Genomic DNA, 19,232 nt, shown 5'->3' with positions numbered 1-19,232 from the left:
AACTTGGTTGAACTTTAGTCAAGACCTTTGCTTGCTGGAAGGCGCTCTCAGACCATAAAATTTATTCCACCCAAGAATAAATAGGAGACAAATCCATGGACAGACTCGACGCGATGCACATGTTTGTGCGCGTGGTGGAGACCGGCAGCTTCACCAAGGTCGCACAGGAATTCGCCACCACCCAGCCCACCGTCACCAAGCAGGTAGCGGCCATGGAGGCGCGCCTCAAGGTGCGCCTGCTCAACCGCAACACGCGCGGCGTGAGCCTGACCGAGGCCGGCGCGCTGTACTACGAAAAGTGCAAGATCATCGTCAGCGACGTGGCCGAGGCGGAGAACGTGGTCAAGGTGCGCCAGACCCAGGTCCAGGGTCAGCTGCGCATCGGTAGCTCGGTGGCCTTCGGACGCCGCGTACTCATTCCGCTGGCCATGGATTTCATGAAGCACAACCCGCAGGTGCAGGTCGATCTGAGCTTCGAGGACCGCTACACCGATCTGGTGGCCAACGGCATCGACGTGGCGCTGCGCCTGGGCAAGCTGGCCGACTCTTCACTGGGCGCGCGCATGCTGGGCGTCAATCCCTGGGTGCTGGTGGCCTCCAACACCTATCTGCGCAAGCACGGCACGCCGCGCCGCCCCTCGGACCTCAAGGAGCATTCCACACTGATCTACAGCAGCGTGCAGGGCAACGATATCTGGCGCCTGCGCAATGCCAGCGGCGAGCCGGTGTCGATTCCGGTCACCGGGCGGCTGCGCTCCAACAATCTCTCGGCCCTGCTGGCCGCTGCCCGCTCGCACATGGGCATTGCGGCCCTGCCGCGCTACGTGGCCCAGGACTCGCTCAAGGACGGTCGCGTGGTGGAAGTGCTCAAGACCTGCCGCCTGCCCGAGCAGGAGATCCACGCCGTCTACCCCTCGCCGCGTCTGGTGCCGCAGAAGGTGCAGTCCTTCATCGCCTTCCTTCAGGGAAAGTTCGACGATGCCTGGTGGGAGGATCTGCCACGCGGCGGGTGATTGCATATTGATTCTGCAAAAGAATCAATCCCTGCACATTGCTATCGAAAAAAAAGCAGCTACCGCCCTCTGGTTGCCAATTTCATTATCGATAGAGCCTGAAATCCTTGATGATCAGGCGCAAGCTGCTATCGATACAGCGGATCAGAGCACCAGGATGGCGCGGAAGTCGTTGACATTGGTGTGCGTGGGGCCGGTGATCACCAGATCGCCCAGTGCCGAAAAATAGCCATAGGCATCGTTGCGATCCAGGTGATCGCTGATGCGCAGGTTCAGCTCTGCCGCGCGCTTGAGCGTGCAGGGAGAGACACGGGCTCCCGCGTTGTCCTCGACACCGTCGATGCCGTCGGTATCCGCGGCCAGCGCCCAGACCTTTTCCTGACCCTGCAGGGCCTGGGCCAGACCCAGGCAGAACTCGCCGGCACGCCCACCGCGCCCCTTGGCCGCACCGGGTTGACGCGGGCGGATGGTCACCGTGGTTTCGCCACCCGAGAGAATCACGCAGGGCTTGGCAAAAGGCTGGTCATGCCTGGCCACGGCACGCGCCAGCGCTGCATGGACCTTGCCCACCTCGCGCGACTCGCCCTCCATCTCGTCGGACAGCACATGCACGGCAATGCCTGCCGCGCGGGCAGCGGCTGCCGCCGCTTCCAGCGACTGCTGGGGCGTGGCGATCAGATGTACCTCATGGCCTTCGAAGCGGGCATCGCCAGGCTTGGGCGTCTCCAGCTCGCCGGCTTGCAGCGCAGCGCGCACGGACTCGGGAATGCCGATCTGGTAGCGGTCCAGGATGGCCAGTGCGTCGGCACAGGTCGACGCGTCCGGCACCGTCGGTCCGCTGGCGATCACCGAAGGATCGTCGCCGGGCACATCGCTGATGGTCAGCGTCACCACCTTGGCAGGATGGCAGGCGGCTGCCAGACGGCCGCCCTTGATGCGCGAGAGATGCTTGCGCACGCAGTTCATCTCGCCAATCGCCGCGCCGCTCTCCAGCAGCGCCTTGTTGATGCGCTGCTTCTCGGCCAGGTCGATGCCTTCGGCGGGCAATGTCAACAGGGAAGAGCCGCCGCCGGAGATCAGGCAGATCACCAGATCGTCGGCGGTCAGCCCCTCGGTCAGCGCCAGAATGCGCTCGGCCGCAGCCAGACCGGCCGCATCCGGCACGGGGTGGGCAGCTTCCACCACCTCCAGGCGCTGGGCCAGCCCTTCGGGGCGTGGGGGAATGTGCGCGTAGCGCGTCACCACCAGACCCGACAGCGGGGCATCCTGCGGCCACAGAGCTTCCAGCGCCTGCGCCATGGAGCCACCGGCCTTGCCAGCGCCCAGCACCAGCGTGCGCCCCTTGGGCGGCTTGGGCAGATGACGCGCCAGACCCTCGATGGGCAGGGCATTGCGCACCGCCACGTCATACAGATGACGCAGAAAGCCAGCCGGGTCTTGCTGGGGAACAGGCGTTGCCGCGGCCTGCGCGCGCGAGGATGTATTCTGTGCTTGCATAGCTGCGCATTGTGCATTCGGGCTTTTTTCCCTTACAGAGGGCCCCCAGTCACAACACTGCTGATCTTTGCAATACCAATGTTGCAAGCCCTTGCTCCCATTGGGTTTGCGCGCTTGCGCACAGCTTTCTGCGCCTGAACATCGATACAAACACCATGTTTGGTGAACAGAAACTGTATACAAAACTTGTCTTCAACCGCTATGATGGATTTATGGAAACTTCCACCACCAGTTTCATTGTCGAAAGCCTGACCAAGGCCATCGTCGAGCATCGCCTGATGCCCGGCACCAAGCTGGCCGAGCAAAAGTTGGCCGACCACTTTGGAGTTTCCCGCACCCTGGTGCGCCAGGCCCTGTTCCAGCTTTCGCAGAACCGTCTCATCCGGCTCGAGCCCGCCCGCGGCGCCTTTGTGGCCACGCCTTCGGTGGACGAGGCGCGCCAGGTGTTTGCCGTGCGCCGCATGCTCGAGGCCGAGATGGTGCGCAGCTTTGTCAAGCAAAGCAGCGCCGCCAAGATTCGCGCCCTCAAGCAGCATGTGGCGGCCGAGAAGAAGGCCATGGAAGCCAATGACGTGGGCCAGCGCACCGAGCTGCTGGGCGACTTCCACGTGCGCATGGCCGAGCTCATGGGCAACGAGGTGCTGGCACAGCTGCTGGGCGAGCTGATTTCCCGCTGCGCATTGATCACCCTGATGTACCAGTCTGCATCGGCGGCCGAGCATTCGCACGAAGAACATGCCGACATCGTGACCGCGCTGGCTGCGGGCGATGCCGAACATGCGGTGCAGCTGATGCAGCTGCACCTGGACCACGTGGAAGCAGGCCTGACCTTCGACCGCGATTTGCCAACGAACGATCTGTCGATGGCACTTTCATCCGTATCCCTATGACTTACGATTCCACCGCCTCCTATCCACGCGACCTGATTGGCTACGGCCGCAACACGCCCCATCCCGAATGGCCCGGCAAAGCCCGCGTGGCCGTTCAGTTCGTGCTGAACTACGAAGAAGGCGGTGAGAACCATATCCTGCATGGCGACCCCGGCAGTGAACAGTTTCTGTCGGAGATGTTCAATCCCGCCAGCTACCCGGACCGTCACATGAGCATGGACGGCATCTATGAATACGGCTCGCGCGCCGGCGTGTGGCGCATTCTCAAGGAGTTCGAGAAGCGCGGTCTGCCGCTGACCGTGTTCGGCGTGGCCACGGCGCTGCAAAAGCATCGCGAGCTGGCCCAGGCCTTTGACGAACTCGGTCACGAAGTGGCCTGCCACGGCCTGAAGTGGATTCACTACCAGAACGTGCCCGAGGAGATCGAGCGCGCCCACATGCAGCAATGCGTGAACATCTTTGAAGAGCTGTACGGCGCGGGCGGCGACCATGGCCTGGGCTGGTACACCGGCCGCGACAGCCCCAACAGCCACCGCCTGGTGGCCGATGCCGGTCGCTTTACCTACGACAGCGATTACTACGGAGACGACCTGCCCTTCTGGATGAAGGTCGCCAAGAGCGACGGCACAACGCACAACCAGCTCATCGTTCCCTACACGCTGGACGTGAACGATATGCGCTTTGCGCTGCCCCAGGGCTACTCGCATGCCGATCCGTTCTTCCAGTACATGAAGGACACATTCGATGTCCTGTACGCCGAGGGCAATGCCAGCGGCGACAACGCCCCCAAGATGATGAGCATCGGCATGCACTGCCGACTGCTGGGCCGTCCCGGCCGAATTACAGCGCTGCAGCGCTTCCTCGACCACATCCAGAAGCACGACAACGTGTGGGTGTGCCGCCGTATTGATTTGGCTCGTCACTGGGCCGAGCGTTTCCCTTGCAAGGATTGATTGCGACATGGCTTTGACCCTGGAACAACTGAATGCCGCCGATGCGGCAACCGCCACCGACCTGCTCGATGGCCTGTACGAGCACTCGCCCTGGATTGCCGCCAAGGCGCTGGAGCAGCGTCCCTTCAAGTCCATGGCGCATATCAAGCACGCCATGGCCAAGGTGCTGGCCGAGTCCAGCGAGCAGGCCCAGCTCGATCTGATCCGCGCTCACCCGGAGCTGGCCGGCAAGCAGATGGAGACCAACACGCTCACCGCGGAGTCGACGAATGAGCAGAAGAAGGCTGGCCTCACAAACTGCACGCCCGAAGAGCTGGAGCACATCCGCAAGCTCAACGCCGAATATGGCAAGCGCTTCGGCTTCCCCTTCATCCTGGCCGTGCGCGGCGCGCGCGGTCTGGGTCTGAGCAAGGCGGAAATCATCTCGACCTTCGAGCGTCGCATGTTCAACCATCCGGCCTACGAACAGGCCGAGGCACTGCGCAACATCCACCGCATCGCCGAGATCCGCCTGAACGACAAGTTCGGCTACGAGCCCGTCGAAGGCAACGAAGTCTGGGACTGGCAGGAACGCCTGTCCACCAACAGCGACCCCGGCTACGCCGAAAAAGGCCAGTTGACGGTGACTTATCTGACCGACGCCCACCGCGCCTGCGCCCAGCGCATCAGCCACTGGATGCGCGAGATCGGCTTCGACGAGGTCGAGATCGATGCCGTGGGCAATGTGGTGGGCCGCTACAAGGCCGCCACCGAAGGCGCCAAGACCCTGCTGACCGGCAGCCACTACGACACCGTGCGCAATGGCGGCAAGTACGACGGCCGCCTGGGCATCTTTGTGCCCATGGCCTGCGTCAAGCAACTGGCCCAGCAAGGCAAGCGTCTGCCCTTCAACATCGAAGTGGTGGGTTTCTCGGAAGAGGAAGGCCAGCGCTACAAGGCCACCTTCCTGGGCTCTGGCGCCCTGGTGGGCGACTTCAAGCAGGAATGGCTGGAGCAAAAAGACGCCGACGGCATCACGCTGCGCGAAGCCATGCTGCATGCCGGCCTGTGCATCGACGACATCCCCAAACTGGAGCGCGACCCCGCCAAGTACCTGGGCTTTGTGGAAGTGCACATCGAGCAGGGCCCCGTGCTCAACGAGCTGGACATTCCCCTGGGCATCGTCACCTCCATCAACGGCAGCGCCCGCTATGTCTGCGAATTCATCGGCATGGCCAGCCACGCCGGCACCACGCCCATGGACCGCCGCCGCGACGCCGCAGCCGGCGTGGCCGAGCTGTCGCTGTACATCGAAAAGCGCGCCGGCCAGGATGGCGACAGCGTAGCCACCATCGGCCAGCTGAACGTGCCCTCGGGCTCGGTCAACGTGGTTCCCGGTCGCTGCCAGTTCTCGCTCGATCTGCGTGCCCCCACCAACGAGCAGCGCGACTCCATGATCAACGACATCATGGCCGAGATGGCAGCGATCGCCGAACGCCGCGGCCTGCGCTACAGCACCGATCTGTCCATGAAGGCAGCGGCTGCGCCCAGCGCTCCCGAATGGCAGAAACGCTGGGAAAACGCTGTCGACGCACTGGGCGTGCCCCTGTTCCGCATGCCCAGCGGCGCCGGTCACGACGCCATGAAGCTGCACGAAATCATGCCCCAGGCCATGTTGTTCGTGCGCGGCATGAACGCCGGCATCAGCCACAACCCGCTGGAGGCTTCCACCTCCGACGACATGCAACTGTCCGTGGATGCCTTCACCCACCTCCTCCACCAACTGGCTCAAGAACAGCAATGACCAATATGAATCAAGACAAGCAAGCCACCTACGCCGCCATCGATGCATGGATTGACGAGCACTTCGACGAAGAAGTGAAGTTTCTGCAGGCCATGGTGCAAGTGCCCACGGACACGCCTCCCGGCAACAATGCACCCCACGCCGAACGTACTGCCGAGCTGATCAAGGGCTTTGGCTTCGACGCCGAAAAGCACGTCGTGCCCGAAGCCGACGTCAAGGCCTACGGCATGGAATCCATCACCAACCTGATCGTGCGCCGCCCCTACGGTGACGGTGGCCGCACCATCGCCCTGAACGCCCACGGCGACGTGGTGCCTCCGGGCGAAGGCTGGACCAAGGACCCCTACGGCGCCGAGATCGAAGACGGCAAGCTCTATGGCCGCGCCGCTGCCGTGAGCAAGAGCGACTTCGCCTCCTTCACCTTTGCCGTGCGTGCTCTGGAAGCCGTGGCCAAGCCCTCCAAGGGCGCCGTGGAACTGCACTACACCTATGACGAAGAGTTCGGCGGCATCATGGGCCCCGGCTGGCTGCTGGAAAAGGGCCTGACCAAGCCCGACCTGATGATCGCTGCAGGCTTCAGCTACGAAGTCGTGACCGCTCACAACGGCTGCCTGCAGATGGAAATCACCGTGCAGGGCAAGATGGCTCACGCCGCCGTGCCCCACACCGGCGTGGACGCGCTGCAAGCCACTGCGGTACTGCTCACGGCTCTGTACGCCGAGAACGTGAAGTACAAGCAGGTCACTTCCAAGGTGCCCGGCATCAAGCACCCCTACCTGAACATCGGCCGCATCGACGGCGGCACCAACACCAATGTGGTGCCCGGCAAGGTCATGCTCAAGATCGACCGCCGCATGATTCCTGAAGAGAATCCCGTGGAAGTCGAAGCCAGCATCCGTGCTGTCATCGCCAAGGCTATCGCCGACTTCAACACCCAGGGCGGCTACACCGGTGAAGACGCCGTGCGCGTGGACATCAAGCGCCTGCTGCTGGCCAATGCCATGACGCCCCTGGACGGCAACAAGCCTCTGGTCGACGCCATCCAGGCCCACGGCGAAGCCGTCTTCGGCGAAAAGCCTCCCGCAGTGGGCACGCCTCTGTACACCGACGTGCGCCTGTACGTCGAGCGCGGCATCCCCGGCGTGATCTACGGCGCCGGCCCTCGCACCGTGCTGGAATCGCATGCCAAGCGCTCCGACGAGCGCCTGGTGCTGGAAGACCTGCGCCGTGCCACCAAGGTGGTGGCCCGTTCGCTGGTGGACCTGACTGCCTGAGCACCCACTACCGTTTGAACGCCTAGCCTTCTCCGGACTGGATGGAGGTTTTTCAAGGAGCCTGGATTCATCCAGGCTCTTTTTTTAGGTGCGCGCCGCCAGCAGGCTGGCGGGCATTTCCTCAGCATGGCTGAGGTCCACATGTCTGGCGAGAAAATCCAGCACTGCCCGCGTTCTCACCGGCAACTGGCCGGGCTTGCCCACATACACGGCATGGATGGGCTGCAGATCTCCGGGATTGAAGTCTTCGAGCAGCGCCTGCAGCCTGCCCGCGTGCAGATCCTCCCAGGCGTGATAGAGCGACAGCCGCGCCAAGCCCGCCCCGGCCTTGGCCAGGTTGGCCATGGCTTCACCATCATTGACGCGCAACACCTCCCCCATGCTCACCGTTACCGCCTTGCCCGCCACCACAAACGGCCAGTGCGGAATGGCCCGCGGGTAGTTCCAGCCAATGCGCACATGGCCTGCCAGCTCGTCGGGATGGGCCGGCCTGCCAAAGCGCTGCAGATAGTCGGGCGAGGCCACGATCACCTGGCGCGTGTGACCCAGCTTGCGCGCCACCATGTCCGAAGACGGCAGCTCTCCCCAGCGCAGGGCGATATCGGCACGGGCCGCTATCAGGTCCACAACGTGATCGGTAAAGCTGAGATCCAGCTGCAGGCCCGGCCAGGTCCGCATCAGCGGGCCGACCAGCGGCACCAGCAGGCGATTGCCGGTGGAGGAGCTGGCATTGATGCGCACCACGCCGGTGGGCTGGCCCTGCCGGGTGACCGAGGACTCCAGCGCCAGCCAGTCCGCCAACAATGGCCGGCCCTGCTCCAGCAACTGCTCGCCCTCCGCCGTCAGCTCCAGGCGCCGGGTGCTGCGACGCAGCAGTTGCACGCCCAGCCGGGTCTCGAGCCGGGCCACGATCTTGCTGACCGCCGACGGCGAGACCTCTCGCAGGCGCGCTGCCGCCGAGAAGCTGCCCTGCTGGGCCACCAGCACAAAGGTCTGCAGCTCCACAAAGCGGTCCGATCCCTGCTCCTGAGCGGTTGGCATAGCAATCGATTTCTTCATGAATCACATCATAGAGATGCGATTTATTCCGCACAGGAACAAATGCTTGTCCGCGCCAAGGGCTAGCGCACCTCCTGCCGCAGGTTCACAGTTCAGCCCTTCGCGGATTTTTCACAAGGACGGTTCTTCATGCCTGCAGCATTGCTTGCGCTGGCCGCCGGTGCCTTCGGCATCGGCACCACGGAATTCATCATCATGGGCCTGCTGACCCAGGTCAGCCAGGATCTTCATATCTCCATCCCCACGGCGGGCACACTGATCTCGGGCTATGCCGTAGGCGTCGCAGTGGGCGCCCCTGTGCTCACGCTGGCCTCGCGCCGCTGGCCACGCAAGCTGCTGCTGCTGAGCCTGATGCTGCTGTTCATCGCCGGCAATGCCGCCGCCGCCCTGGCACCCAGCTATGGCTGGCTGCTGGCAGCACGCGTGCTGACCTCTCTGACCCACGGCACGTTCTTCGGCGTGGGGGCGGTCGTCGCCACGCAACTGGTGGCACCCGAGAAGAAAGCCTCGGCCATTGCACTGATGTTTTCCGGCCTGACCCTGGCCACGCTGCTGGGCGTTCCCTTCGGCACCTGGATCGGCCAGCACTGGGGCTGGCGCATGGCATTTGCCAGCGTCAGTGGCATCGGCGTGATCGCGCTGCTGATTCTGCTGCGCCATGTGCCACGCGCACTCAGCATGCCCAGCCCTCAGGGCCTGACGCAGGAGCTGGCCGTGCTGCGCAATCGCGCCATGTGGCGCGGCCTGTTGTTGACGGTGATCGGCTTTGCTGGCGTCTTCACCCTCTACACCTATATAGAGCCGCTGCTGACCCAGATCACGGGAATGGACAACCGCATGATCGCCTTCACCCTGCTGCTGTTCGGCGCGGGCCTGGCCCTGGGCAACCATGCGGGCGGCAAACTGGCCGACCGCTTTGGCGTGCAGCGCGCGCTGTGGGTGTCGCTGGCCGCCTTGATGCTGGTGCTGATCGCGGGCCGCTGGATGTTTGCGAGCACGCCCCTGGCGATTGCCTTTGTGCTGCTGCTAGGCATTGCCGCCTTTGCCACCGTGGCGCCGCTGCAGATGGGCGTGCTGCAATCTGCGGGCGAGGCCGGCATGAATCTGGCATCCAGCCTCAATATCGCGGCCTTCAATCTGGGCAATGCCCTGGGTGCCTGGCTGGGTGGAGCGGTGATCGCGCAGGGCCTGAGCCTGACTTCGCTGGCCTGGGCTGCCGCTCTGCCTGCGGCCGCAGCGCTGCTCATGGCCAGCCTGGCGCCACACCGGGCCAGTTCCGGCCAGTCACCAGCCATGGCAGCAGGCATGCATTAAAGGCAGCGCGGCAAGGCTGAATCAAACGATAGCTGCCCGGCAGCCGCTGCAGCGCATTCCACACCCAAGGCGACCTCGAGGTCGCCTTTTTTGCGTGCGCACCACTTCGGCATGGTTCTTGCACCGCTTTGGCTCCTGTTGCAGCGCAGAGCCTCTTGGCGGTCATCCATGCACGCTTTTGCACGGAGGTGCACCAATTCCGGGCTCGATGCCTTTTTTTGCACCTTCCTCAACGCTAATGCATGCGAACGATCCTCGCCTGGCAGCCCGCTTTCTTTCACTAGATGTTTCAAGACCCGAAACCTGCGCGCGCATAACCGGAGCCAGATCCGCGCCGATTGCAAATCGCGCAAGATTTGCTATGAAAAACAAAGCACCTACCGCTTGATATCAAAAGGTTTCAATATGTTTTATTCTGAAAATTAGAAAAACAAAGCGTCAGAAGCTACATATTTGATAGCAATCGGTAATTACCTTAGATGGTTATGCGCGGAAAACATAACCATTGACATCCCATCCAGAAACTGAAATTTGAGCAGGGTTTACCGCTAGATGCTGTGCGTTATGAGCTGTATACACTTTTTGTATGGATTGCATGCCGTTCGCGAATCGCATGCCAACCTGAAGCCAATATAGAGTGAGGAGACATGTTTTTATGACATCCCAAGTGCATCCCGTCGATGAGGTTCTGCCATTCGGCAAGCTCACCGCCTTAGGTCTGCAGCACGTTCTGGTCATGTATGCCGGCGCCGTTGCCGTGCCGCTGATCGTGGGCCGTGCCCTGAACCTGCCTCCGGAGCAGGTCGCGCACCTGATTTCTGCCGACCTGTTCGTCTGCGGCCTGGTCACCCTGATCCAGGCCATGGGCGCAACCCAGTGGTTCGGCATCAAGCTGCCCGTGATGATGGGCGTGACCTTTGCCAGCGTGGCCCCCATGGTGTCCATGGCACAGAGCACCGGCGGCAATGCCGGCGCAGGCCTGATCTTTGGCTCGGTGATAGGCGCGGGGGTGATCTCCATCCTCATTGCGCCGCTCATCAGCCGCATGCTGCGCTTCTTCCCACCGGTCGTGACCGGCACCATCATCGCCGTCATCGGCATCAGCCTGATGCGTGTGGGCATCAACTGGATCTTCGGCAACCCCGTAGGCCCGACCGCCCCTTCCGTACCCAACCCCGAGCATCTGAAGTGGCTGGCCGAAGCCCAGGCCATGGCCGGCGCCCCCGGCTCCTCGCTGCCCGCCATTCCCAAGGGATTCTCGGTGCTGCCCACCATGCCCAACCCCAAGTACGCCGATCTGCAAGGCGCGGCGGTCTCGGGCATCGTGCTGCTGTCCATCCTGCTGATTGCACGCTTTGCCAAGGGCTTCCTGGCCAATATCTCGGTGCTGATGGGCATCCTGATCGGCGGCGTGATCTCCGTGGCCATGGGTCTGATGAACTTCGAGAAGGTCGCCAAGGCCGAGTGGTTCACGCTGGTGCTGCCCTTCCAGATCGCCATGCCCGTCTTCGACCCCATCCTGATCCTGACCATGAGTCTGGTGATGGTCGTGGTGATGATCGAGTCCACCGGCATGTTCCTGGCCCTGGGCGACATGGCCAAGCGCGACATCACGCAGGATGAGCTGACCCGCGGTCTGCGCACCGACGGTCTGGGCACCCTGATCGGCGGCATCTTCAACACCTTCCCCTACACCAGCTTCTCGCAGAACGTGGGTCTGGTGGCCGTGACCGGCGTGCTCAGCCGCTGGGTCTGCGTGGCCGGCGGCGTGATCCTCATCGTCCTGGGTGTGCTGCCCAAGATGGGCGCGCTGATCGAATCCCTGCCCACCGTGGTGCTGGGCGGCGCAGGTCTGGTGATGTTCGGCATGGTGGCTTCCACCGGCATCCGCATCCTGGCCAATGTGGATTTCCGCAACAACAAGAACAACGCCATGATCGTGGCAGTGTCTATCGGCGTGGGCATGATTCCTCTGGTTGCCCCTAATTTCCGTCAGTGGATGCCCCATTCCATCCATCCACTGATTGAATCCGGTATCCTGCTGTCCTCGATTACCGCCGTGGCATTGAATCTTTTCTTTAACGGAGCCGCCAAAGACAACAGCGCTGCCATCAACGCAGCACGTGAGGCTGACGCTCACTAAACGCCAGTCCTGAAGCGAACGCTGGCTTACCGGCCAGCCCAAGCCCCCTGCCGCCCCACAGTGCGCCAGGGGGTTTGTTGTCGATACAGTTGAAGCAAAACAGACCTGACTCAAAATGCTTCTTGCCATCCGGTAAGCTCCGAGAAGCAACTTGCTGATAAAAATTTCGTATGACACAAAACCTGTCCTCCGCCGAACAAGCCCTGCGCGATGCGGCCCGCGAATACCACCGCAGCCCCGTCAAAGGCAAGATTTCCGTCACCCCTACCAAGCCCCTGTCCAACCAGCGTGACCTGTCCCTGGCCTACTCGCCGGGCGTGGCCTATCCCTGCCTGGACATCGAGGCAGACCCTTCGACCGCAGCCGAGTACACCTCGCGCGGCAACCTGGTCGGCGTGATCACCAACGGCACCGCGGTGCTGGGTCTGGGCGATATCGGCCCGCTGGCTTCCAAGCCCGTGATGGAAGGCAAGGGTTGCCTGTTCAAGAAGTTTGCCGGCGTGGACGTGTTCGACATCGAATTGGCCGAGCGCGATCCCGACAAGCTGATCGACATCATTGCCTCGATGGAGCCCACCCTGGGCGGCATCAACCTGGAAGACATCAAGGCTCCCGAGTGCTTCTACATCGAGCAGGAGCTGTCCAAGCGCATGAACATTCCGGTGTTCCATGACGACCAGCACGGCACGGCCATCATCTCCAGCGCTGCCTTGCTCAATGGCCTGGAACTGGTGGGCAAGGACATCGGCACCGTCAAGGTGGCCGTCTCCGGCGCCGGCGCGGCAGCCATTGCCTGCGTCGACGTGATGGTGGGCCTGGGCATCAAGCGCTCCAATGTCTACATGGTGGACTCCAAGGGCGTGATCTATGAAGGCCGCCCCGGTGGTCTGGATGCCTCCAAGCAGCGCTATGCTCAGAACACCGAAGCCCGCACCCTGGCCGACGTGGTCGACGGCGCCGACGTGTTCCTGGGCTGCTCGGCTCCCGGCGTGCTGACTGCCGACATGGTCAAGACCATGGCCGACAAGCCCATCATCCTGGCCCTGGCCAACCCCGAGCCCGAAATCCGTCCCGAGCTGGCCAAGGCCATCCGCCCGGACTGCATCGTGGCCACCGGCCGCTCCGACTATCCCAACCAGGTCAACAACGTCCTGTGCTTCCCCTACATCTTCCGTGGCGCGCTGGACTGCGGCGCCACCAAGATCACCGAAGCCATGAAACTGGCCTGCGTGCGTGAAATCGCCGCTCTGGCCAAGCAGGACGTCAGCGACGAAGTCGCCGCCGCCTACCAGGGCAAGGAGCTGACCTTCGGCCCCGACTACCTGATCCCCACGCCCTTCGATACGCGCCTGATCCTGCGCATCGCTCCCGCCGTGGCCCAGGCTGCCGCCGAATCCGGTGTCGCCACCCGCCCCATCGAAGACATCGCCGCCTACCGCGAAAGCCTGACGCGCTTTGTCTACCAGACCAGCATGTTCATGCGCCCCGTGTTTGCGGCCGCCAAGGCCAATCTGCAGCGCGTGGCCTATGCCGAAGGTGAAGACGACCGCGTGCTGCGCGCCGTGCAGGTTGCCGTGGACGACGGCCTGGCCAAGCCCATCCTGATCGGTCGCCCTGCCGTCATCGAAGCCCGCATTGCCAAGGCCGGCCTGCGCATGCAACTGGGCAAGGACGTGGAAATCTGCAACCCCGAAGACGATCCCCGCTTCCGTCAGTACTGGGAGACCTATCACAAGCTGATGGGCCGCAACGGCGTCACTCCCGAAGCCGCCAAGGCCGCCGTGCGCCGCTCCAACACCCTGATCGCCGCCCTGATGGTGCACCTGGGTGATGCCGACGCCATGCTGTGCGGTCTGGTCGGTCGCTTCGACAGCCACCTGGCCCATCTGGAAGACGTGCTGGGCCTGAAGAAGGGTGCCAACGAGTTCGCCACCGTGAACGCCGTCATGCTGGAATCCGGCACGCTGTTCGTGGCCGACACCTACATCAACGACGCCCCCAGCGCCGAAGAACTGGCCGAGATCGCCAAGATGGCTGCCGACGAAGTGGCCCGCTTCGGACTGCCTCCCAAGGTCGCCTTCCTCTCGCACAGCAACTACGGCTCGTCCACACGCGGCTCGGCCCGCAAGATGCGCGCTGCACGCGATCTGTTCGCCGCCGCCAACCCCGGCATCGAATGCGATGGCGAAATGCACGGCGATGCGGCCCTGGACGCCAACGTGCGCAGCCACTCCCTGCTCGAGTCCTCGCTGACCGGCGCGGCCAACGTGCTGATCTGCCCCAACCTCGACGCCGCGAACATCCTGTTCAACGTGCTCAAGACCACTGGCGGCCATGGCACCACCATCGGCCCCATCCTGATGGGCTGCTCGGCTTCCGCCCATGTGCTGACGCCCTCCTCCACCGTGCGCCGCGTGGTCAACATGACCGCTCTGGCCGCCGCTCAGGCCATCGCACTGCGCAGCTGATCCTGCGAAATCTTTCGGGCATCCCGCCCGAGCCAGTCACAAAACGCCCTTCGGGGCGTTTTGTTTTGCTCTCGAACCTTCGCGACGACCCTTGGTTCGCCGGCCGTGACCATTGCCAGCGTAGCCAAGCCTAGCGCAGACAGCACGATGAAAAGTGGCTGGCACTCCCTATGCAGCAAGCGCGGCACGCTATGGTTTTCATGAACAGGACAAAATACGCGCAATGCCGGACAGCGCACAATCCTTGTGTAGAATCCTGGCATCCGGAGGTTTGGGTGAGTGGTTTAAACCAGCAGTCTTGAAAACTGCCGAAGGAGTGATCCTTCCGTGAGTTCGAATCTCACAGCCTCCGCCATTTGTTGAGTAAAATCAACAACTTGCAAAGAATTTGCAATCCAATCCCACATAAAAACCCTCATCAGCATGGCAACTGAGGATAGGTTCAAACAGGCTGTGATCGCAACCCTTGCGAGACGATCAGCCAATCAGTGCGCCAACCCAGACTGCGGTGCCCTCACCAGTGGCCCATCTGACGACCCACATGATTCAGTCAATGTAGGTGAAGCCGCCCATATCTATGGAGCGAATCCAGGCTCTGCTCGCTACGAGCCGACGATGGCTTCAGTTGACCGAAGTTCAATCACTAATGCAATTTGGCTATGTGGGAACTGCCACAAATTGATTGATGATGATCCCGCGAAGTATCCTTCGGGTCTTTTGTTTGAATGGCAACGTGCCCATGAGCAAGTTATTGCGGAGAAGGTCGGTAAGACATCTGCGCTAATCAGAAAGAAATTTGAAGATCGCCACCTCGAAGAGTTTGGTCGTCTTAGCTACCTATCCGAGCGTTTGATCCTTGAAAAAGGTGACCTCTGGGAGTATCGCCTGACAGCTGAAGTTCTCAGATTTGAGATGGAGCCGGTGCTACATCGCTGGAATGCCTTAAAAAGAGAGCTTTACACACTCCCTAGCACCAGAGTCACCAAAGAAGATTTCATCCCTTGGGTAAGGCTAAAGCTGAAAGAGATGAGAACTATTGCGCAGTCTTTCAGCGAACTCACCAATAAAGAATTTGCTATTGCTTGGGGCGCGCCAGGAGTTCCCGGAAAAGACACTGCGATAGTCGCAACAGCCCGGTTGTATAGCGAGATGTGCCAAAGTGCACTGAAATGGGAAGAGTCCATAAGGTTCGCATTTTTAGATGAAGTATTTGAAGAGCTTCAAAACTTACTAATAGGAACTGCCGGAAGGATGATTGATGAGGCTGCAAAGCTACCTACATTCTTTGCAGAAACGCTTGGCACCAACCCCGCAGAAGGAGTCTTTAAGCTGAGTCTCGTTCTGGACTTACCAGAAGGATGGAACGACAAAGTTGATGCGGCACTTGCGCGAATACGCATTCAGCTTTTCAAGTAAAAGCCCGGCGCAAGGCCGGGCAAAGTCCTATCCACGGGGAACTAGGAAAAATCAGATGCGCACGCGCGTCGAAGCCTTCGCGGCCATCGCAGGGTTGTAGAAACTGGTTCGAACGCTGTTGATGGCTTTGTCATAGCTCGCAGGAAGTTTGAACAATTCAGCCCCAGCACCCATCTTCGCCCACACATGCGGCAGATGCTTCTCAATCAGCTTGAAGTGGATTGCTTTATGGGATTCCGAAGACATGCCCAAAAGATAGCCCTTAGTGCTGGCGAAGACTGCCGCCGCCTCGCTATCTTCATCCAAAATTTTGCGAAGCTCTACAAAGCCTTCGGGCTTGCTGGCGAGCGTGCGTAAGTGATTGAGAATTTGTTCTTGAACGAAGCGGCGCTCAGGATTCAGCCTAAAGCCGTCATTTGCTTCGTTCTGAGCACTCGATAACAGATGCTCTGCATGTTCGACAATTGATGCCTTGGATTTTTGAAGCTGTTCAATGGTGCGTTCAGCCACGATCTGCGCTGCTTCATGCTTTGCAACTTCGGTTCGCGTAGCATCACTGAAAAGACGCCCAACAGTTTGAACTCCATCACGCATCGCAATGTGGGCCATCGTAATGTAGGGGGCAGCGCCTTGATCCAAAGCCTCGGTATCACCCAAGAAAGCCTTTCGACCCGTTTCCGTTCCGGCCAATGACAGAAACGACGATGCGGCTTCAGTCTGAACAAGGCTGTTCGGATAGAACGAAGCAAGGGAATTGCTCGTTTGATTCATGATGAAATTCCTCCAAAGGTTCAGCACGAGATGTGCTGCTTCGTGCGGGCCTGTCAGGGCCTTATTTCAGTCATCAATCCCTTTCGAACTTGCCAGTTTTGCGGTCGAACGTGCGCCCGTCCCGGAGCTCAAGAAATCGAGCACTTTTTCCACTTGATAGTGTTGGGGCTTGCGTGTCATCAAAAGCATTCCCCACACTTACCCGAGCCACGTTCGCCGATTCATTTGTCCTACTGCGAGCAACCGCCATCAATGCCCGTTGCTGACTTCCAGCGGCAGTTTCCCATGCTTCCATTGACTCAAACTCAGGCGCCAGGATGATGCGCGATGCAAGATGCCCCAAGCGCCCTCCCAGAAGGGCCGCAGGCGCGCTTTCCAGCCTTGGGTTAGGCACAGAAAGCCAATCAGCGATTTCGGGCTCTGCAGGCTGCATGTTGACCCCTAGGGTGCAAGTCAGCACATGAAGGCTGCACAGCTTGTTGCCTTGACGCTTTTCAAGCGCCTGAATCCTGTTGCGAAGCCCAATGCGCGCCATGCTCAGCCTCGCCCTTCCAAGGCTTCGATGCGCGCTTCGATATCGCTATCCATGCGAAGCTTTGCCAGCGTCGAAAGAACGTAGGTCAACTTCGTTCCGACATTCGGATCAAGTTGGCCCGACTTCATGGCCCTATAAACGCGCGCCAATTCCGCAGCAATGTCGTTTGCCGTTGCCAGCTTGGCGCGCGCATACAGCTTTTTGCCCACAGGGGGGATAGGTGACGCGTCATCTCCAACAGTGACGGGGGTTTCGGACGGCCAAGGGCGCAAAACTTGTTCATTGCTCATGGGGCTATTCCTCAAAACGGTTGGTCTGCTTATGCTGCACGGATGCGTCAATTTGCTGATTGACAGCCTTGCGACGTTCACGCTGTTGGTATCGGTCTATCACGTCATCAACATCCAGTCTTTTCACTACAAGCGCGGTCAACGTGCGCAGAAGGGCCGGGTCAATCAATCGTGCATCGCTGCCGGTTACTCGCTGCGTTAGCTTCATCGCTTCCATTGCAATCAATTGAGCGACTTCGCTTTCCTCTTTAATCAACTGGTGTATGTCTTCAAAGTATTGATGCATCGCCATTTCGGTTTCCCCTTCTGTTGGCACCCACAAAAATCAAAATCTGCCATCGCATCGCAGGGGACATACGACACCCTAAAAGGGTGTTGTCGCTGTCGTCCCCAAAGACAAGCTTGCGAAGCGCGACACGTCGCCGGGTTGTCGCTGTCTTGTCGCCCTGTCGCGTTCCGCCTTCAGGACTTCCGCGATGCACTTTTCTTCGATGGCTGCGGTATCACCTGACAGCCGATAGATGTTGTTTTTGACTTCGATACGGCCAAGTTCGATCAAGTCTTTGCGGGCACGTTCGAAAGCTTTTTTCTTCGCCGCGTCTGAATCTGCGGGACTCATGCGATAGAAGACCGGGCGCCACTGGCTCAAATGCAGGCCGATGAAGTTGCCTTGTTCGTCAAGTCCGCCGAACATGCCTGCCGCTTCACGGAATGATGTAAGTGCCATCTTCTGATTTGCGGTTAACGGCTTTTCGCCCTTTGTGGGCACAACGCTATCCGGCACGACGACGCACGAAGTCATTACGTCACCGTCTTCGTCCATGCCGACTTCAACCACGTTCAAACGAAAGTAATGCGTTTCGCCGTCGCGTCCATCTTTCGCCTTATCGACCCTCCAGCTTCGGGCATCGCCATTGCGTTCGATAAGAACAGCGGCGTCAAGCGCGGCAAACAAGCTTGAATGCCCTCGAAGCCCTTTCGAGCCATCCTTGCCGGTGTGAGCGACAAGAACGACAAGCCCACTGATCAAGCGTTGAAGCATCTTCGCTCCTTCGATAACCGCACTCATGTCCTTCGAACTGTTCTCGTCCATTCCGGGCGCAGAACGGTTTAGGGTGTCGATAAACACGACGCAACCGGGCGGACACATTGCGGCAAGCTCTGCTACGTCCTGCGGATCGTTCAAGCGGAACGGTTGCAGCAAAAATCGCATACCTTCAGGCATCGTGCGAGCCTTGTATCGTTGCCATGCAAGCACCCGGCCACGTATGCCCCCTTCGCCTTCAAGAACAACGTACAGCACGGCGGCGGGCTTTGTGGCGTATCCGAAGAACGGAGAACCTTCGGCGATGGCTGCGGCGAGTTCTAAACTCACAAAAGACTTGCCAGATGCTGAGGCGCCGTAGATGGCCGCAATGCCAGTAACTGGCAAAACGTACTTGACGCGCCAGTTCGGCGACGGTGCAGCTTCGACAATGGCTGCTGAAATTGCTTTGAATCGGGATTTTTTCGCAATGGCTACGATTTGACGCTCAATGACTTCCGTCATCGCATCAGGGTCGGGCCTGACCTTTGCCCACAAACCCTTCGCTTTGTATCGACCGTAAGGCGTTGCCCATTCAAGAAAGACTTCTTCGAGCTTCGAGCCGTGCGTCTTCAACGCTGCGGCAACCATCCTCACGTCATCTTCTTTCTTAGGCGCAAGATGCGACAGGATTTCGCGCATCGTTGCCTGTTCATCGTCAGGCGACGGCTCAAAACCAAAGTTGACGTTATCGTTTGCCATTGGGTCTAGCCTTGTATTCTTTTGTGGGTTTTTATGTGGG

16 protein-coding genes and 1 tRNA gene are annotated in these 19,232 nt (G+C 60.6%); 10 read left to right on the top strand and 7 right to left on the bottom strand.

What is annotated here, in order from left to right; genetic code table 11:
- The first annotated feature begins 95 nt into the window (after positions 1-95).
- On the top strand, positions 96-1,013 hold the full coding sequence (locus tag DJFAAGMI_RS22825; protein WP_003052436.1) for a LysR family transcriptional regulator: 918 nt from the start codon (positions 96-98) through the stop codon (positions 1,011-1,013).
- Positions 1,014-1,157: 144 nt separating this feature from the next.
- On the opposite strand, the gene DJFAAGMI_RS22820 is transcribed toward DJFAAGMI_RS22825, so the two are convergent.
- Positions 1,158-2,510: a glycerate kinase type-2 family protein gene (locus DJFAAGMI_RS22820; RefSeq protein WP_211459415.1), complete on the bottom strand. Its 1,353-nt coding sequence runs from the start codon at positions 2,508-2,510 to the stop codon at positions 1,158-1,160.
- Positions 2,511-2,722: 212 nt separating this feature from the next.
- Between DJFAAGMI_RS22820 and DJFAAGMI_RS22815 the strand changes: the two genes are divergently transcribed.
- Genes DJFAAGMI_RS22815 through DJFAAGMI_RS22800 form a run of 4 tightly spaced genes read left to right on the top strand, consistent with a single transcriptional unit; the run spans position 2,723 to position 7,410 of the window.
- Positions 2,723-3,400, top strand: coding sequence for a GntR family transcriptional regulator (locus DJFAAGMI_RS22815; RefSeq protein WP_019043607.1), 678 nt, complete (start codon positions 2,723-2,725; stop codon positions 3,398-3,400).
- Positions 3,397-4,353 (top strand): allantoinase PuuE, encoded by a 957-nt coding sequence (puuE, locus tag DJFAAGMI_RS22810; RefSeq protein WP_211459414.1) that lies wholly within the window; start codon positions 3,397-3,399, stop codon positions 4,351-4,353. Before DJFAAGMI_RS22815 ends, puuE begins: the two co-directional genes overlap by 4 nt.
- A gap of 7 nt (positions 4,354-4,360) precedes the next feature.
- Positions 4,361-6,136 carry a 2-oxo-4-hydroxy-4-carboxy-5-ureidoimidazoline decarboxylase gene (gene uraD, locus DJFAAGMI_RS22805; protein ID WP_211459413.1) on the top strand — a complete coding sequence of 592 codons (1,776 nt, stop codon included), beginning with the start codon at positions 4,361-4,363 and terminating at the stop codon, positions 6,134-6,136.
- Entirely contained in the window at positions 6,133-7,410 is a 1,278-nt protein-coding gene (locus DJFAAGMI_RS22800) for a M20 family metallopeptidase (protein WP_043006678.1), read from the top strand. The genes uraD and DJFAAGMI_RS22800 overlap by 4 nt, the downstream gene beginning before the upstream one ends.
- 84 nt (positions 7,411-7,494) lie before the next feature.
- Here DJFAAGMI_RS22800 and DJFAAGMI_RS22795 read toward each other — a convergent pair whose 3' ends face one another.
- Positions 7,495-8,469, bottom strand: a complete 975-nt coding sequence (locus DJFAAGMI_RS22795) for a LysR family transcriptional regulator (RefSeq protein WP_249334744.1) — start codon at positions 8,467-8,469, stop codon at positions 7,495-7,497.
- A gap of 129 nt (positions 8,470-8,598) precedes the next feature.
- Here DJFAAGMI_RS22795 and DJFAAGMI_RS22790 point away from each other — a divergent pair, with 129 nt between their 5' ends.
- From DJFAAGMI_RS22790 to DJFAAGMI_RS22770, 5 genes are all read left to right on the top strand, one after another.
- Complete coding sequence (locus DJFAAGMI_RS22790) at positions 8,599-9,783, top strand: MFS transporter (protein ID WP_211459412.1); 1,185 nt, start codon at positions 8,599-8,601, stop codon at positions 9,781-9,783.
- Between the two features lie 655 nt (positions 9,784-10,438).
- A complete protein-coding gene (locus DJFAAGMI_RS22785; protein WP_003063711.1) occupies positions 10,439-11,926 on the top strand; it encodes a nucleobase:cation symporter-2 family protein in 1,488 nt (495 codons plus the stop codon).
- Positions 11,927-12,096: 170 nt separating this feature from the next.
- A complete protein-coding gene (locus tag DJFAAGMI_RS22780) occupies positions 12,097-14,394 on the top strand; it encodes an NADP-dependent malic enzyme (protein WP_211459411.1) in 2,298 nt (765 codons plus the stop codon).
- Positions 14,395-14,659: 265 nt separating this feature from the next.
- Positions 14,660-14,749, top strand: a tRNA-Ser gene (locus DJFAAGMI_RS22775).
- Positions 14,750-14,817: 68 nt separating this feature from the next.
- The gene (locus DJFAAGMI_RS22770; RefSeq protein WP_211459410.1) at positions 14,818-15,810 is read left to right on the top strand and encodes an HNH endonuclease; all 993 of its coding nucleotides are present in this window, start codon (positions 14,818-14,820) and stop codon (positions 15,808-15,810) included.
- A 51-nt stretch (positions 15,811-15,861) separates the two neighbouring features.
- Here the strand turns inward: DJFAAGMI_RS22770 and DJFAAGMI_RS22765 are convergent, their stop codons facing one another.
- From DJFAAGMI_RS22765 to DJFAAGMI_RS22745, 5 genes are all read right to left on the bottom strand, one after another.
- Entirely contained in the window at positions 15,862-16,581 is a 720-nt protein-coding gene (locus tag DJFAAGMI_RS22765; RefSeq protein ID WP_211459409.1) for a hypothetical protein, read from the bottom strand.
- A 73-nt stretch (positions 16,582-16,654) separates the two neighbouring features.
- A complete protein-coding gene (locus tag DJFAAGMI_RS22760; RefSeq protein ID WP_211459408.1) occupies positions 16,655-17,116 on the bottom strand; it encodes a hypothetical protein in 462 nt (153 codons plus the stop codon).
- Positions 17,117-17,118: 2 nt separating this feature from the next.
- Positions 17,119-17,406 (bottom strand): hypothetical protein, encoded by a 288-nt coding sequence (locus tag DJFAAGMI_RS22755; RefSeq protein WP_211459406.1) that lies wholly within the window; start codon positions 17,404-17,406, stop codon positions 17,119-17,121.
- A 4-nt stretch (positions 17,407-17,410) separates the two neighbouring features.
- On the bottom strand, positions 17,411-17,698 hold the full coding sequence (locus DJFAAGMI_RS22750; RefSeq protein WP_211459404.1) for a hypothetical protein: 288 nt from the start codon (positions 17,696-17,698) through the stop codon (positions 17,411-17,413).
- 72 nt (positions 17,699-17,770) lie between these two features.
- Positions 17,771-19,192, bottom strand: coding sequence for an AAA family ATPase (locus DJFAAGMI_RS22745; protein WP_211459402.1), 1,422 nt, complete (start codon positions 19,190-19,192; stop codon positions 17,771-17,773).
- Positions 19,193-19,232: the final 40 nt, after the last annotated feature.

The sequence above is a fragment of the Comamonas brasiliensis genome, assembly GCF_018292285.1.
GTDB lineage: Bacteria > Pseudomonadota > Gammaproteobacteria > Burkholderiales > Burkholderiaceae_C > Comamonas > Comamonas brasiliensis.
This window is presented reverse-complemented; position numbering and strand designations above follow the sequence as displayed.